General features: G+C 39.1%; 17 protein-coding genes. 7 read left to right on the forward strand and 10 right to left on the reverse strand.

Features of this window, described 5'->3' with window-relative positions:
- Positions 1-31 precede the first annotated feature (31 nt).
- The 3 genes from AAC026_RS12370 to AAC026_RS12380 are packed head-to-tail and all read left to right on the forward strand — an operon-like array spanning position 32 to position 2,904.
- Complete coding sequence (locus AAC026_RS12370) at positions 32-748, forward strand: tetratricopeptide repeat protein (RefSeq protein ID WP_339698500.1); 717 nt, start codon at positions 32-34, stop codon at positions 746-748.
- Positions 748-1,704, forward strand: coding sequence for an L-threonylcarbamoyladenylate synthase (locus tag AAC026_RS12375; RefSeq protein WP_339698503.1), 957 nt, complete (start codon positions 748-750; stop codon positions 1,702-1,704). The genes AAC026_RS12370 and AAC026_RS12375 overlap by 1 nt, the downstream gene beginning before the upstream one ends.
- 15 nt (positions 1,705-1,719) lie before the next feature.
- On the forward strand, positions 1,720-2,904 hold the full coding sequence (locus AAC026_RS12380) for a phosphoglycerate kinase (protein ID WP_339607224.1): 1,185 nt from the start codon (positions 1,720-1,722) through the stop codon (positions 2,902-2,904).
- An 84-nt stretch (positions 2,905-2,988) separates the two neighbouring features.
- On the opposite strand, the gene AAC026_RS12385 is transcribed toward AAC026_RS12380, so the two are convergent.
- The 6 genes from AAC026_RS12385 to AAC026_RS12410 all read right to left on the reverse strand — a co-directional run bounded on the left by AAC026_RS12385 (position 2,989) and on the right by AAC026_RS12410 (position 8,614).
- Entirely contained in the window at positions 2,989-3,474 is a 486-nt protein-coding gene (locus AAC026_RS12385) for a hypothetical protein (RefSeq protein WP_339698506.1), read from the reverse strand.
- Positions 3,475-3,536: 62 nt separating this feature from the next.
- Complete coding sequence (locus tag AAC026_RS12390; RefSeq protein WP_339698509.1) at positions 3,537-4,154, reverse strand: ATP-binding cassette domain-containing protein; 618 nt, start codon at positions 4,152-4,154, stop codon at positions 3,537-3,539.
- Between the two features lies 1 nt (position 4,155).
- Positions 4,156-4,938, reverse strand: coding sequence for an acyl-ACP--UDP-N-acetylglucosamine O-acyltransferase (gene lpxA, locus AAC026_RS12395; RefSeq protein ID WP_339607221.1), 783 nt, complete (start codon positions 4,936-4,938; stop codon positions 4,156-4,158).
- A complete protein-coding gene (locus tag AAC026_RS12400; RefSeq protein WP_339698512.1) occupies positions 4,935-6,323 on the reverse strand; it encodes a bifunctional UDP-3-O-[3-hydroxymyristoyl] N-acetylglucosamine deacetylase/3-hydroxyacyl-ACP dehydratase in 1,389 nt (462 codons plus the stop codon). The genes lpxA and AAC026_RS12400 overlap by 4 nt, the downstream gene beginning before the upstream one ends.
- Positions 6,324-6,347: 24 nt before the next feature.
- Entirely contained in the window at positions 6,348-7,367 is a 1,020-nt protein-coding gene (lpxD, locus tag AAC026_RS12405) for a UDP-3-O-(3-hydroxymyristoyl)glucosamine N-acyltransferase (protein ID WP_339698515.1), read from the reverse strand.
- Between the two features lie 17 nt (positions 7,368-7,384).
- Entirely contained in the window at positions 7,385-8,614 is a 1,230-nt protein-coding gene (locus AAC026_RS12410; protein WP_339607218.1) for an HD domain-containing protein, read from the reverse strand.
- Positions 8,615-8,664: 50 nt separating this feature from the next.
- Here AAC026_RS12410 and AAC026_RS12415 point away from each other — a divergent pair, with 50 nt between their 5' ends.
- Genes AAC026_RS12415 through AAC026_RS12425 form a run of 3 tightly spaced genes read left to right on the forward strand, consistent with a single transcriptional unit; the run spans position 8,665 to position 11,883 of the window.
- On the forward strand, positions 8,665-10,230 hold the full coding sequence (locus tag AAC026_RS12415; protein WP_339607217.1) for a PglZ domain-containing protein: 1,566 nt from the start codon (positions 8,665-8,667) through the stop codon (positions 10,228-10,230).
- The gene (gene tsaE / locus AAC026_RS12420) at positions 10,230-10,664 is read left to right on the forward strand and encodes a tRNA (adenosine(37)-N6)-threonylcarbamoyltransferase complex ATPase subunit type 1 TsaE (protein ID WP_339698518.1); all 435 of its coding nucleotides are present in this window, start codon (positions 10,230-10,232) and stop codon (positions 10,662-10,664) included. Before AAC026_RS12415 ends, tsaE begins: the two co-directional genes overlap by 1 nt.
- On the forward strand, positions 10,657-11,883 hold the full coding sequence (locus AAC026_RS12425; RefSeq protein WP_339608247.1) for an alanine dehydrogenase: 1,227 nt from the start codon (positions 10,657-10,659) through the stop codon (positions 11,881-11,883). The genes tsaE and AAC026_RS12425 overlap by 8 nt, the downstream gene beginning before the upstream one ends.
- Here AAC026_RS12425 and AAC026_RS12430 read toward each other — a convergent pair.
- Entirely contained in the window at positions 11,880-12,299 is a 420-nt protein-coding gene (locus AAC026_RS12430; RefSeq protein ID WP_339698521.1) for a BLUF domain-containing protein, read from the reverse strand. The genes AAC026_RS12425 and AAC026_RS12430 overlap by 4 nt on opposite strands.
- 131 nt (positions 12,300-12,430) lie before the next feature.
- On the opposite strand from AAC026_RS12430, the gene AAC026_RS12435 reads away from it, so the two are divergent.
- Positions 12,431-12,883 carry a GreA/GreB family elongation factor gene (locus AAC026_RS12435; RefSeq protein ID WP_339698524.1) on the forward strand — a complete coding sequence of 151 codons (453 nt, stop codon included), beginning with the start codon at positions 12,431-12,433 and terminating at the stop codon, positions 12,881-12,883.
- 9 nt (positions 12,884-12,892) lie between these two features.
- On the opposite strand, the gene AAC026_RS12440 is transcribed toward AAC026_RS12435, so the two are convergent.
- The 3 genes from AAC026_RS12440 to AAC026_RS12450 all read right to left on the reverse strand — a co-directional run bounded on the left by AAC026_RS12440 (position 12,893) and on the right by AAC026_RS12450 (position 15,270).
- Positions 12,893-13,102: an alkylphosphonate utilization protein gene (locus AAC026_RS12440; RefSeq protein ID WP_339698526.1), complete on the reverse strand. Its 210-nt coding sequence runs from the start codon at positions 13,100-13,102 to the stop codon at positions 12,893-12,895.
- A 65-nt stretch (positions 13,103-13,167) separates the two neighbouring features.
- Entirely contained in the window at positions 13,168-14,763 is a 1,596-nt protein-coding gene (locus AAC026_RS12445; protein WP_339698529.1) for a M1 family metallopeptidase, read from the reverse strand.
- Between the two features lie 54 nt (positions 14,764-14,817).
- Entirely contained in the window at positions 14,818-15,270 is a 453-nt protein-coding gene (locus AAC026_RS12450) for a DUF1569 domain-containing protein (RefSeq protein WP_339698532.1), read from the reverse strand.
- Positions 15,271-15,292 lie beyond the last annotated feature (22 nt).

Here is a 15,292-nt window from a genome sequence, read left to right on the forward strand (position 1 = left end):
GGTTTGTATCTTTGCGGCTTAAATCACAGATATGAAATCTATACTTAAGGGAATCTTCTGTTTTACTTTTTTGCTTGTTTTAACTTCTTGCGGAAAAAGCGAAGAACAATTGGTTGAAGAAGGAAGGAATTTGATGGGGCAAGAATCTTATGCCGAAGCCATTAAATCATTTAATAAGGCACTTGAGAAAAACGGCAATAATTATTTAGCCTTAAATGCCAAAGGAGTAGCCTTGCTAAGAATTGGTCAGTTAGATGAATCTGTGACTACTTTTAACCAAGCCATAAGAGTAAATAGTACCGATTACAGAGCTTTTTATAATCGCTCAAATACAAGACGTTTACTTTCTGATGACCAAGGAGCAATGCTCGATTTAGACAAGGCGATTTTGCTTCAGCCCAATGTAGCCGACTTGTATATTAATCGAGGAGCTATCCTTTTCAAATATGGAGAATTTGATCGAGCACTTTTCGATTTCGAATTTGCTTTGAGATTTGAAGCAGATAACCCATTGGTTTACTTGAATAAAGGTAAAGCCGAGCTTAGAATTAACAATTCAGACGATGCCATTTTTGATTTCAAGAAAGCAATTGAATTGAACCCGCAATATGGTGAAGCTTATTATTGGTTAGGCCTTGCCGAATTAGCACTTGATAATAAAACTGACGGTTGCAGTTATTTATCTACTGCCGAATCACTGAATTTTGAAGGTGCTTCAGAAGCCATCAGCCAAAACTGTTTGCAATAGTGGCCATCATCGGAGTCGATATTAATGCAGCTAAATCCATTCTAGAACGAGGAGATTTAGTGGCTATTCCTACAGAAACTGTGTACGGTTTGGCGGGGAATGCCTTAGATGTTGATGTCGTAGCCAAAATTTTCAAAACGAAAAATAGACCTACTTTCGATCCACTTATTGTACATGTGGATAGTTTTGAAAGACTAAGTGAGTTCACTGAAGAATTGCCTAAAAAAGCGGTTCAATTGACGAGTGTCTTTTGGCCTGGGCCGCTTACTATTCTGTTAAAAAAGAAAGCAATCATTTCGGATTTGGTAACCGCTGGACTCGATACCGTGGCGGTTCGAATGCCCCGTCATGAACTCGCTAGAGAATTATTGAGAAGCCTAAACTTTCCTTTGGCTGCCCCTAGCGCAAACCCTTTTGGGTATATCAGTCCAACCTCTGCCCAACATGTGCAGCAGCAGTTAGGAGATAAAATTGACTACATTTTAGATGGAGGAGACTGTGGAGTTGGTGTGGAATCAACTATTGTCAGCTTTGAAAACGAACTCCCAGTGGTTCTCCGATTGGGCGGAATTTCAATAGAAGAAATTGAAGGGGTGATTGGTAAGGTTGAAGTCAATTCGCACTCATCATCTCAGCCCAAAGCACCTGGAATGCTCAAAAGTCATTATGCTCCGAAGAAGAGGATAATTGCTATAGATGCTTTGAACTCAGAAACTGACGACTTATCGACTTTTGGTTTTTTAGGGTTCAGTAAACTAGATTATCGCTTTAAAGCAGAAAATCAGATATTACTATCTGAAACAGAAAGCCTGAATGAAGCTGCCAAAAACTTATTTGGGAGTTTACGCACACTTGATGAAAACCCAAGTATTAATACCATTGTAGTCAGCTATGTTCCTGAAAAGGGGCTGGGCAGGGCCATTAATGATAGACTAAGAAGAGCAACGGCAAAATAGAAAAGCACAGAAAATATGAAGAACATTACCGACTTTGACTTTAAAGGAAAGCGAGCATTAATCCGAGTTGACTTTAACGTTCCACTCAACGATAAATTCGAAATAACTGACGATACACGTATTAGAGCTGCCATTCCAACCATTCAATATGTATTGGACAATGGAGGCGCAGTAGTTTTAATGTCGCATTTGGGTAGGCCTAAAACGGGGCCAGAAGATAGATTTTCACTACAACATTTGGTTGCTCATTTGAGTGAAGTGTTTGGAAGAAAAGTATTGTTCGGAGATGATTGTGTTGGCGATCAAGCTAAATCGCTATCCGCCAATCTAAAGAGTGGAGAAATTCTTTTGCTAGAGAACTTGAGGTTTTACACTGAAGAAACCAAAGGCGATTTAGACTTTGCTAAATCATTGGCAGGGCATGGTGATGTATATATTAACGATGCGTTCGGAACAGCCCACAGAGCTCATGCTTCAACTTCTATTATTGCTCAGTTTTTTAATGAAAAAGGCTGTGGGTATGTAATGCAGGCTGAGCTTGAAAACGCACAAAAAGTATTAGATAAATCAGAAAAGCCATACACTGCCATTATGGGTGGAGCTAAGATTTCCGATAAAATCATGATTATTGAAAGGTTGTTGGAGAAAGTGGATCATCTTATTATCGGTGGTGGAATGTCCTATACTTTTTTTAAAGCCATGGGCGGAAATATCGGTAATTCTTTGGTAGAAGAAGATAAATTGCCACTGGCTTTAGAGCTGATTCAAAAGGCCAAATCACTAGGGGTTGACCTTATGCTTCCTATCGATTCGGTAATTGCCGATGCTTTCAATAATGACGCTAATACTGATATTGCTATGAACAATGCCATTCCTTCTGGTTGGATGGGATTGGATATTGGGCCGCAAGCAGCTGAAGTTTTCTCTCGTACCGTGAGAGATTCAAAAACCATACTTTGGAATGGCCCAATGGGTGTTTTTGAAATGGAGAATTTTGCCAATGGTACCAAAGCAGTTGCCGAGGCAATAGTTGAAGCTACAAAGAATGGAGCATTTTCATTGATCGGTGGTGGAGACTCTGCAGCTGCAGTAAACCTCCTAGGCTATGGAAACGATGTCTCCTATGTGTCTACTGGTGGTGGTGCTTTGCTTGAATATATGGAAGGGAAAGAGCTTCCGGGCGTTGTGGCTTTAGGGTAAAATAATACCAGATCGAATTAAAATTAAAGAGCCGTTTTAGAATTTCTAAAACGGCTCTTTTCATAGTTAGGGTTGATTGATTTCTTATTGTTTCACTAGGTTGAACACGTAGGTACCGTTAGTGCTATTCGTTCCTGCGGCTACTCCTCCACTAGCTACAAAATTTACAGTTAAAGTAAAAGTGCCTGCACTCGCATTAAAAGCCGACACCACGAAAGTATTACTAGAGTTGCCATCAATAAATATTTGATTGATGTTAGTACCATTGAACGCCCAAGATCCAGTAGCTTTAAAAACGGGATCTCCATCTGTAGTTGAATAAGTTTTGCTCGAAGCCGTTCCTCTTAAGGTAAGGGTGAAATTGTCAAAACCAGTAGCGGCAGCACCATTAAAGGTGATAGAAGTAGCTTCGTAAGTAACGCCAGTGGTTCCTACCAAGTCTAAAAGTCTTTGCTCTTCGGCAGTAAGTGTGGGAGTGTCGTCTCCACCGCCACCTCCTCCACCGCATGAAGATAATGTAAGGGCAAAAAATGCGATAAATACAAAAGAGAAATGTTTGATTCTAAGCATGATTTAGTATTTGTGAGTTCTAAAATAATTATAAAAAGAGGAAGTTTACACTTTTCTCAAGTTTATTTGAAATCAGGAATGTTAACGGCCTGATCACAGAAATCATATTCATATTTCTGATTTGAACTTATGATGACCAGTTTTTTCTCCAATGCTTTTTTTACATGGGTCAAATACCAAGCAGTACCTTGCTCATCTAAATTAGAAGTAGGTTCATCTAAAAAACAAATGGGGCTTTGCGAATAGAAAGCCAAGCCGAGCTTTAGCCTTTGTTTCATTCCAGATGAAAAATTCTGAAGATGCTTATCTCTATCTTTCTCTAAATAAACATGTTCAAGAAAACTATCAATAGTTACTCCTTCCGCCAATTGCTTAAACTTAAAATGGAATCTTAAGAATTCGTCAAGGGTAAACTCTTCGATCAACTCCAAATAAGGGGTGACAATATCTAGATGTTTATAGAAGTCCTCTTCAGGAATATTTTTGTCGTTGTTGGAGTATGAGATTTTTCCTTCTGTTGGTAAAAATACACCGGTAAGTATCTGAAGTAAGGTTGATTTTCCACTACCATTTGGGCCAGTAATGGCATAGGAAAACTGAGAATCGAAATGCATATCTAGTTTCCTGAATATCCATTCCTTCGCATATTTTTTTCCTAGGTTTTCAACCTCAATCTTCATTCTATCTGGCTGTATAGCCTTTCATTACTCCTCTATCAGAATTTCTAAAGAAATTGATGATTTCATCTCTTTCTTTAGAAGGTGGCATTTCAACCTCCAAAAGATCAAGCGCCTTAGAGTTGTTCAATCCTTTAAGAAAGATGTAACGATATACTTCTTGAATTTCAGCTATTTTCTCATTCGCAAAACCTCTTCTTCTTAAGCCTACAGAATTGATGCCCGCATAACTAAGAGGTTCACGTCCAGCTTTAGTGTAAGGAGGAACATCTTTTCTGACTAAAGATCCACCGGAAACCATGGTGTGTGCTCCAATTTTCACAAACTGGTGTACGGCAGCAGCACCTCCAATAATGGCCCAATCTTCAATGGTTACATGCCCCGCCAACTGAACAGCATTAACTAAAATACAGTTGTCACCAATATGGCAATCGTGGGCTACGTGCGTATAAGCCATCACTAAGCAATCTTTTCCAATAGATGTTTTATTGGTCGCGTGGGTACCTCTGTTTAAGGTAACACACTCTCTAATTACGGTGTTGTCGCCAATTTCAAGGGTGGTGTCTTCTCCTCCAAACTTTAAGTCTTGAGGAACAGCTGAAACTACAGCACCTGGAAAAATCTTAACATTTTTACCAATTCGCGCACCCTCCATGATGGTAACGTTTGGGCCAATCCAACTACCTTCATCAATAGTTACGTTTTTACTTATGGTCACAAAAGGCTCAACTACCACATTTCTGGCAATTTTTGCTTCTGGGTGAATATATGATAAAGGCTGGTTCATTGATTTTTAACGATTCTAGCGGTCATAGCGGCTTCGCAAACTAAGGTATTACCTACGTAAGCAGTGCCATTCATTTGAGCAATTCCTCTTTTTATTGGGGCTGTAAGCTCACATTTAAATTTAAGAGTATCTCCTGGAACCACCATTTTTCTGAATTTACATTTGTCAATTCCAAGGAAGTAAGGAGTGTAGTTTTCTGGATCGGGTACAGTGTTAAGCACCAAAATCCCACCGATTTGAGCCATAGCTTCTATTTGTAATACACCTGGCATTACAGGGTTTCCTGGGAAGTGCCCCAAGAAGAAGTGCTCATTCATGGTTACATTTTTGATTCCAGCCACCATAGTTTCATCCAAATGAATGATTTTGTCAATCAAAAGGAAAGGGTAACGGTGTGGAAGAATCTGCATGATCTGGTTAATATCCATTACCGGATCTATTTTCGGGTCATATTGAGGGGCTGAATTCTTGGCCAATTGCATCTCTTTTTTCACTTTTTTTGCGAAAGCTACATTGGCGGCATGGCCTGGTCTGGCAGCTAAAATTTGTGCTTTTAGTGGCCTTCCAATTAGCGCTAGGTCACCTACAACATCTAATAACTTATGTCTGGCAGGTTCGTTTTTGTGTCTTAATTCTACATTGTTAAGAATACCTTCATGCCTAACCTCAACTTTTGGCTTGTTAAATAGTCCAGCCAAATAATCGAGCTCGTTTTCTTTAACCACGCGATCTACAACCACGATGGCATTATTTAAGTCACCACCTTTTATAAGGTTATTTTTGTGAAGCATTTCCAACTCATGTAGAAAGCAGAATGTTCTACTTGAGGAGATTTCCTTTTTGAAATCGCTAATATGGTTGAGAGAGGCATGCTGACTTCCTAATACTGGAGAGTTATAATCGACCATTACCGTTACACGGAAATCGTCTAAGGGGAGAGCGGCAATTTCTACGTCTCTAGCAGGATCTTTATAGCGAATACTTTCTGTAATTTCATAAAAGTTTCTGAGTGCATTTTGCTCTTCAAAACCTACAGTTTCAAGGGCATCAATAAACATTCGAGAACTTCCATCCAAGATTGGAGGCTCAGGGCCATCTAACTGAATAAGTACATTGTCGATCTCTAAGCCAACCAATGCGGCCAAGGTATGTTCAACAGTGTTTATTCTTGCACCATTATGTTCAATTGTGGTTCCTCTAGAAAGATCCACCACATAATCTACATTGGCATCAACAATTGGGCGAGTTTCAAGATCTATTCTCTGAAACTTAATCCCGTGATTTGCAGGGGCGGGGTTGAATGTCATGTTTGATATCACCCCAGTATGTAAACCTACGCCTGATACCGTTACCGGTCTTTTGATCGTATGTTGTTTGTTCTTCATTTTCTCCTCAAAAATTCGACAAATTTAACCCTTTTTTTCGAGTTGGCTGACTCTTCTTAATAACTCTGGAAGTTTTCTTAAAGCTATGCTGGACTTTAGAAACTCTCTATGATCCATAATTGGGGTTCCAGTATAAATGCCTTGGTTTTCAATGGTTTTTGGTACGCCAGACTGCGGTCCAATGACTACCTTGTCGGCAATTGTTAAATGGCCAGTAATCCCCGCTTGCCCACCAATCATTACATTTTCGCCAATTTTAGCACTGCCTGAAATTCCAGCCTGTGATGCTATAGCCGTATTTTTGCCTATTTCAACGTTATGCGCAATTTGTACTAAGTTGTCTATTTTGGCACCATCTTTAATGATAGTAGAGCCCATTGTAGCACAATCCACCACGGTATTTGCACCAATATCTACATGGTCGTGAATAATGACATTGCCCGTTTGGGGTATGGCTTTGAATGTACCATCTGGTTGTGGTGCATAACCAAAGCCCTCACTACCGATTACTGCTCCTGAATGAATTTTACAGTGGTTACCAATTTTACAATCGGCATACACCTTTACTCCGGCAAATAAAATGGTGTTTTCTCCAATGGTTACATTGTCGCCAATTACGCAATTGGGATATATTTTAGTACCCTTGCCTATTTTTACATTTTCACCCAAATAAGAAAAAGCACCAAGGTAAACGCCATCCTCAATTTGGCTGGTGATGCTTTGGAATGAAGGTTGCTCAATTCCTGATTTTTCAATTTGAGTTAGCTTTTGGTACTCTTCTAAAAGTTTAGAAAAGCTTGAGTAAGGATCGGCAACTCGAATAAGGGCTGGGCTTATTGCTTGTTTAAGCTCTAAATCTTGTTTTACGATTATAGCAGATGCCTTGGTGGTGTAGATATACTCCGTGTATTTTGGGTTGGCCAAAAAGGCAATACTTCCAGCGGTGGCTTCTTCAATTTTTTCTAGGCGACTTAGCATTAAGCTTCCATCTCCATCTACCTTTCCCTCAAGAAGTTGCGCGACTTGCTGTACTGATATTTCCATTCATAAAATTTTGAGTGTCACAAAGATATGTCTTTTGGCCAGCATCGATAGTATTTGCGCACGATTTTGCTCATCGCTTTGATGTTCGGTAAATCTGCTGCTTCGGTTACTCCTCTCACTTGACCTGATTTAGAAAGAATGAGGATTTCTTGATCTGAAGTCATATAAGCGTTATTGGTTAGCTTACCATGAGAGAAGAAGTACTTTACTTCCTTTGCTTCAATTTGATAGGCTTCTGCAATTTTAGCTTCATCGGCTTTAATTTCTTCTCTGCTTGGTGGTTCATTCGAAAGCACTATTCGGAAGAGGTTTCTGTCTAAGAGCATTCTGCATAATTTGGATAGAATTGGGTCTTCATGATGAACCCAAACTTTTATTGCTCCCCAAATATCATAATCATCTAATTGAAGGAAGGCTTCTAGAACTGGAGCTTCAGTGGCAAAGCGTTCAATCCCCACTTGTTCTTTCAAAAAGACGCCCAGAGCTGGTGTATGGAATAATTCGTTTTCCTTTTTTGCTAATTTCCTCGCGCGTTTAATGATAGAAATCAACATTTTTTCGGCACTTACACTGGCCTTATGTAAGTACACTTGCCAGTACATTAACCTACGGGCACTTAAAAAATTCTCAATACTATAAATACCTTTTTCTTCTACAACCAAACGGCCTTTATGCACATCCAGCATTTTGATGATTCTATCTGCTCCAATTGTTCCTTCTGAAACACCGGTAAAGAAACTATCCCTTTTAAGGTAGTCCAGTCTGTCTATGTCTAATTGGCTTGAAACCAATTCAGAGAGAAATTTCTTTTTGTAAGTTCCATTGAAAATTTCAAGCGCTAAATCTAATCGTCCATTGAATTCTGCATTCAACTTAGAAATTATCATTCGAGAAATCTGTTCATGCGGAACATCTTCAAGCAAACTAAATTCTAAGGCATGAGAAAAAGGGCCATGACCAATATCGTGAAGCAAAATGGCAATGAGTGCTCCTTCAAATTCTGGGTCAGAAATCTCTACACCTTTGTTTCTTAGGTTTTCTAAAGTGGCTCCCATCAGGTGTTTAGCGCCCAAAGCATGGTGGAAACGTGTGTGGTGAGCACCAGGATAAATCAGTTCAGTAAGGCCCAATTGTTTGATCCTTCTGAGGCGCTGAAAATAAGGGTGATCGATGATGTCGAAAATCAGTTCGCTTCTGATTGTGATAAATCCGTAAACCGGATCATTGATTATCTTTTTTTTGTTCAAAGTTTGTGCGTTAATTCCTTTAAATTCGGGCTTGTTGCTAAAGCGAAGCTATGCAAAGATATAATATTTTATGGGCGGACGATGAGATAGATCTGCTTAAACCACACATCTTGTTTCTTACCGATAAGGGTTATGACATCACTCCTGTAGCGAGTGGTGCGGATGCCATTGAGTCGGTTGAAAATCAACAGTTTGATGTTGTGTTTTTAGATGAAAACATGCCTGGAATGTCTGGGCTTGAAACCCTCAAATACATCAAAAGTAAGCGGCCTTCTTTGCCTGTGGTAATGATTACCAAAAGTGAAGAAGAAAGTATTATGGAAGAGGCTATTGGCTCTCATATTGCCGATTATTTGATCAAACCGCTGAATCCAAGCCAGATTTTACTTTCGGTAAAGAAAATTCTTGATAATAAAAGATTGGTGACGGAGCGTACCAATATTGAATATCAGCAAGAGTTTAGGAACATTAGTATGGCCTATAATGAATACATGGATCATAATGAATGGATAGAAATTCATAAGAAATTGGTGTATTGGGAATTAGAGATTGATAAAACAGAGAACAAGAGTATGGCTGAAATTCTGGATATGCAGAAAATTGAAGCCAATAGTAACTTTGCTCAGTTTGTAATCGATAATTATGAAGATTGGCTGAATGATCCGAACATCGATCGTCCGTTGCTTTCTAATAACTTGTTGAAAACAAAGGTGTTTCCTGAGGTAAAAGATAAACCGCTGTTTCTAATTGTCATTGATAATTTACGCTACGACCAGTGGAAAACTATTGAGAGTGAGCTGACAGATTATTTTAATATACTTGAAGAATTGGCCTACTATTCTATTTTGCCAACTACTACCGCTTACGCTAGAAATTCTATTTTTTCAGGGCAAATGCCTTTAGAAATGTCAAAGAAAGAAAGCGATTTATGGGTGAGCGATAATGATGAGGATGATGAAGGGAAAAACAATAATGAAGAAGAGTTTTTGAAGCGACAGATCAAAAGATTAAGACTCAACATTAAAACGAGTTACAATAAGATCATTCACTCTTCGCAAGGCAAGCAGTTAAACGACCAGTTCAATAACCTGTTGCAAAATGACTTGAATGTGGTGGTTTACAATTTTGTAGATATGCTTTCTCATGCTAGAACAGACATGCGCATGATTCGAGAATTGGCAGCAGACGAATCGGCTTATCGTTCATTAACTAAGTCCTGGTTTTTGCATTCACCTTTGTTTGATCTACTAAAGATGATAAGCGACAAAGGGCTTAAAGTAATGATCACCACCGACCACGGCACATATAGAGTTAAGAAGGCATTTAAAATTGCGGGTGATAAAACCGTAAACACCAACTTGAGGTACAAGCATGGTAAGAATTTGGGCTATAAGGACAGTCAGGCCGTTTACTCCGTTAGAGAACCTGAAAGATTGCATCTACCGCGCCCAAACGTTTCTACTTCTTATGCCTTTGCTACTGAGGATTTATTCTTTGCGTACCCAAACAACTACAACCACTATGTGAAATACTATAAGGATACGTTTCAGCATGGTGGCATTTCTATGGACGAAATGATAATTCCTTTTATTTCGCTAAATTCGAAGAGGGCATAATGAGTACTGAATTGCTTTTGAAATCCAAAGGGCTGAACGATTTAGAAAAGGTTGCCCAAGAAATAATTTCGTTCGGTAAGGAAAACGATATTTGGCTACTTATGGGCCAGATGGGGGCAGGAAAAACAACCCTTTCAAAAGAACTTTGTAGGCAGTTGGGTGTTGTAGATTTGGTTCAGAGCCCAACATTTTCTCTGGTAAACGAATACCTTACCAAAAGCGGAAATGTTATATACCACTTCGATTTTTATAGGATTGAAGATATTGATGAGCTGGCCAATATTGGAGTTGAAGAATACTTTGACTCAGGCAATTTATGTCTTATTGAATGGCCAGAAAAAGTGAGTGAATTAATTCCTGATAAATATTTGAAGATGTTTATCGAGGTGTTGGAAGATGATACGAGAGTAATTAAACTGACTAAACATGACTGAGGGTAAGAAATCGGGGTTTGCTGAATTGGCCAAAGAGAGTAGTCTTTACCCCCAAGAAAAGTTAATGAAGGTTAAGTCGGGCAGTAAGTCGCTCAATATTTCTATTCCTAGAGAAATTTCATATCAAGAAAGCCGAATTGGGCTTACCCCCGCAGCTACGGGTATTTTAGTGAATAATGGGCAAGAAGTTTTGGTAGAGCAAGATGCCGGGAAAAAGACTTTTTTTCTAGACAACGATTTTAGTGAGCAAGGAGCAAAAATAATATACTCTAATAAGGAAGCTTTTGAAGCCAATATTATTGTGAAAGTAGAGCCACCTACTTTGAAGGAAATTGCCTTAATGAAACCCGGTTCAACCGTTTTCTCTGCTTTACAACTTGGAAACTCTTCTTCTGAATACTTTGAAGCACTAAACCGAAAAAAAATTACGGCCATTGGCTATGAAATGCTGGAAGATAAAGTTGGGGGTCTGCCAATTGTAAACGCAATGAGTGAACTGGCAGGCAGTATGGCCATTCCCATAGCTTCGGAATTAATGAGCACAGTAAGCGGAGGTAAAGGAGTGGTTTTAGGAGGAATTACGGGAGTTCCACCGAGCAGGGTAATTATTTTGGGAGCAGGTACTGTAGCAGAATATTCGGCCAGGGCTGCTTTGGGTTTAGGTGCCGAAGTTCGAATTTTTGATAATGAAATCTATAAGCTCCGAAGAATTAAACACAAACTAGGAAACCAAGTGTTTACCTCAACTATCGATTCGGCTAATTTAGCGCAATCACTAAAATCGGCAGATGTGGTAATTGGTGCTTTGAGAGCAGAAAAGGGAAGGGCGCGCTGTGTTGTAACGGAAGAAATGGTGGCTCAGATGAAACCAGGAGCCGTTATAATTGATGTGTCGATTGACCAAGGTGGTTGTATTGAAACCTCAGAATGTATGAGTCACGATAAGCCAACTTTTGTAAAGTACGATGTGATTCATTATTGCGTTCCGAACATTGCCTCAAGGGCTGCTCGCTCAGCTACAACAGCTTTGAGTAATATTCTTACACCAGTACTATTAAAAATTGCCGATGTAGGTGGGGTAGATGATATGATGTATCAATATGGTTGGTTCAATAAGGGTGTTTATGCTTACAAAGGAAGCACGACCAATTTAGGAATTGCCAGAAGATTCAATCTTCCATTTAAAGATTTGAGCCTTCTTTTAGCCGCTCGCTTTTAGTGTGACACTGGAATCACTTTATTCATAAAATTGAATATCTCTTTCGATATTTTTCCAAAGTTGTTCTTATGAATGATGTCGTGAAACTCATTGATTTCTAGCGTATTTTTTATTGAGTCATTTGAGAATTTTTGGTAAGCCATACTCCAATTTTGGTAAGATCGGGTTTTGATCTCTTGCATGTGTAAGGTAATCACGCTATGATGTCGTTGGTCAGATCGAATGCTCTTATAGAGTGCGTTTACTTTGTCGAAATCACCTTCAAGTATTTGCAAAAATTGATTGTTATGAAAGAGTAAACAGCCTGTAATGTGATGCTTGGAATTGAACTCACGAGCAGTTTTGAGAATGCTTTCAATCTCGTAATCTTCAATATTGAGCACAGCTTTGCTATGGTAAATCAGTTCAAAAAGCATGAGAGTCTCGGTTTGATTAGAAAGTTAACAATACTTTTGAAGTTTTTTAATCATATCGGAAATAGGTCTTTTGAGAAAGAATTTAGCTTTCTGAATTTGTAAGCAAGTTTTTCTTGAGCCACCTTGCGCAAATGTTGAAAACCAAAGCTAAACTTTATGATTCATGCCTGAAACTCGTTGATGAACGAGTGGCTCATATTGAAGATGCTATGCGCAATGCACAGGCTTCGGCCAATGAGGAAACCAAGAGCAGTGCTGGAGATAAGTATGAAACAGGACGTGCTATGATGCACCTCGAAAAGGAAAAGTTAGCAACCCAGCTTTCTGAGGTTTCTAAAATGAAAATGGGCTTATCTCAAATCAATATTGACAAGAGAAATGTGCAAGTTGAGCTTGGCGCCTTGGCCATTACCGCAAGCGCTAAATATTTTCTTTCCGTTTCTTTAGGGCAAATTAAAGTTGAAGAGGAGGTGTATTTTGCAATCTCACCAGCTTCGCCAATAGGCAGGGCCATGCTGGGCAAAAAGAAAGGAGATTCATTTGAGTTCGGTGGAAAACAAATCAATCTCCTAGATGTATTTTAGAATGAAGGTTTAGGCCTTCTTCAGAAACATAGTTTTCAATACAATTTGGCTTTTTCCTACTCTGCACTCTACTTCTTCTGGACTACCTGTGAGTCGAATGCCTTTTATTAAATTGCCTCTTTTTAGGGTAGTGTTCATTCCTTTAACTTTCAAATCTTTGGTTATGTGAACTGAATCACCGTCTTCTAGAATATTGCCGTTGCTGTCTTTCGTTTCCATTTTTTATTGAATAAGCTGCAAAGATAGAGGTTTAAATGAGTAGGGCTTTTTCAATCGAGTAAACTCTATTTTTCAATTAGTGTAGTTTCAAACAGTAACCACGCATCCGGATCCAGAATTACCTTAACAGGTTTGCTATCTAGCGTTGGTGTCCATTTTTGATTTTTTTGATTGATGAGTACGGTTTTTCGTTCTGTTTTTCCGTCTGCATACACCAATTCAATTTCTAAATCGAAAGTGAAGTTCTCTTTCTGAGTTTGGTTCAGCTCTAGGTTCAATTGGCCTTTAGAGTAACTCCATGTGGCTTCTATTTCTGGTTGACCGGCTTGATACACCCATTGCTTAAAAAACACATCCAAATCTTTGCCTGAAACGGACTCAAACACTTCTTTCAAGTCGTCAGATAAGGCATTGGAGAGCTTGTATTTGTTATAGTACTTGCGAATTGCTTCCCAAAACATCTCATCTCCCACTTCCTTTCTAAGCATATGCAGCACCCAGCCCCCTTTTTGGTAAGTGTTGGCGTTCAGAATCTCCATATAGTTTTCTACAGAAGTGTCTACAATAGGCACTCGGTTCTTTTTACTGAAGGCAATTACTTGATTTCTATTTTCTAAAACGGTTTCCCAGGCTTTTGCTCTGCCATACTTTTGTTCCATATATAGGATGGTGAAATAGGTAGCAAAACCTTCGCTCAACCATGCGTGATGCCAGTTGCCTTCCGAGGCAGAATTACCAAACCATTGGTGGGCAATTTCGTGTGCGAGTAATCCTTCCACGCTACGTTTTCCTGTTACGGAGTTTTCAGAATAGAAAATATTTCCTGCGTTTTCCATTCCTCCAAACTGAGTTTTGGATTGAACATTGGCCAATTTAGCAAAGGGGTAATCACCCACATGATTAATAAACCAATCTAAAATTGGAGCTGCTGGAGCATAATCGTAAAAGCCTTTTTCTCTGTCTTGAGGGTAAATCCAGCTGGAAACTGTAGCCCCATAAACATTGGCTACATTTTGAATGGCAAAACGGGCCGCACCTATCACCATTACTTTGGTAGGTAGCTCAACTTCCGTTTTCCAGTGTGTGAGCGTGGTTTTATCATTAATGTTAGTGCGCTCCACTAAAAGTCCATTGCCCACCACCTGATAATGACTAGGAGCAGTAACAACCCATTCCACGGTAGCTTTGTCCGAAGGGTGGTCTACAATGGGTAACCAATGTTGACCACGATCGGGATAATTATCTCCGAAGAAAGTGCGGTCGCCATATTTGTTTTTGGAAATGATAAGGCCAGTTTCTGGAATTCCTTCATAAGCAATTGTAAAAGTTTGGCTTTGCCCTGCCTTACCTACATAATTGATGTTTAATTTATTCCCAGAATGCTCAAAGGGTACTTTTTTATCATCTGCCATTAAGGCAATCATCGTCATCCCCTTGCCGCTTGGTTTTGTTTTAACTAGGTCTAAATCAAACTGCTGAACATCTTTTTTGAATTTTACTGTAACCAAAGTAACTCCATTGATTTTGTCAGATTCGTCAGTCAATTGAATTTCAAACCTGTAATGCTGAACATCAATTGCACTAAACCTTTCTTGGTGTTTTTGGGCAAGAAGGAGGTTACTGAATAAGCTTAGAATAACTGCTAAAGTGAATTTCTTCATGATGAATAATTTGGCTCAAATTAATGAAAATGGCGAAGCAGTAAAAACATTTTCCTATACCCTGAATTGACTTAAATGATGATCAAGGTGTTTATAAAACATGTTGTTCCATTCGCTGATACTTAGTCGCCCAAAGGAAAGTGACTCCTTATTGTCGAAATGGGCTTCACCGAGTTCTTGTGTTTTTATAAGGTAGTCAATCAACCTTTTTTTCTCAGTTTCGAAGTCTTTTTCGGTAGTCATTAAAAACTGAGGCGCAGTTCTTAAATTCTTCTTGTAAGGTTTTTCGCCTGTCACCATTCCTTTTACAAAGAACTTCAAAATCAATTTCATCATACCCTTTGGCGGCTGATGTATGCCGTCATAAATCATTTCATAAGTCACACTGCAGTGGGCTAGCATTTGCCCCACGTTCATTTTTCCCCAAAGCGGTTGGCTTTCTGGTGTGAGTTTATTGATTCTGTCAATGACCTCTTGAGTAACTTCTAGTTTAAAAATGTTCTTCATAATTGAGTCTGTAAAAACTGAA

It is taken from the genome of uncultured Roseivirga sp. (assembly GCF_963973945.1).
In the GTDB taxonomy this organism is placed as follows: Bacteria; Bacteroidota; Bacteroidia; order Cytophagales; family Cyclobacteriaceae; genus Roseivirga.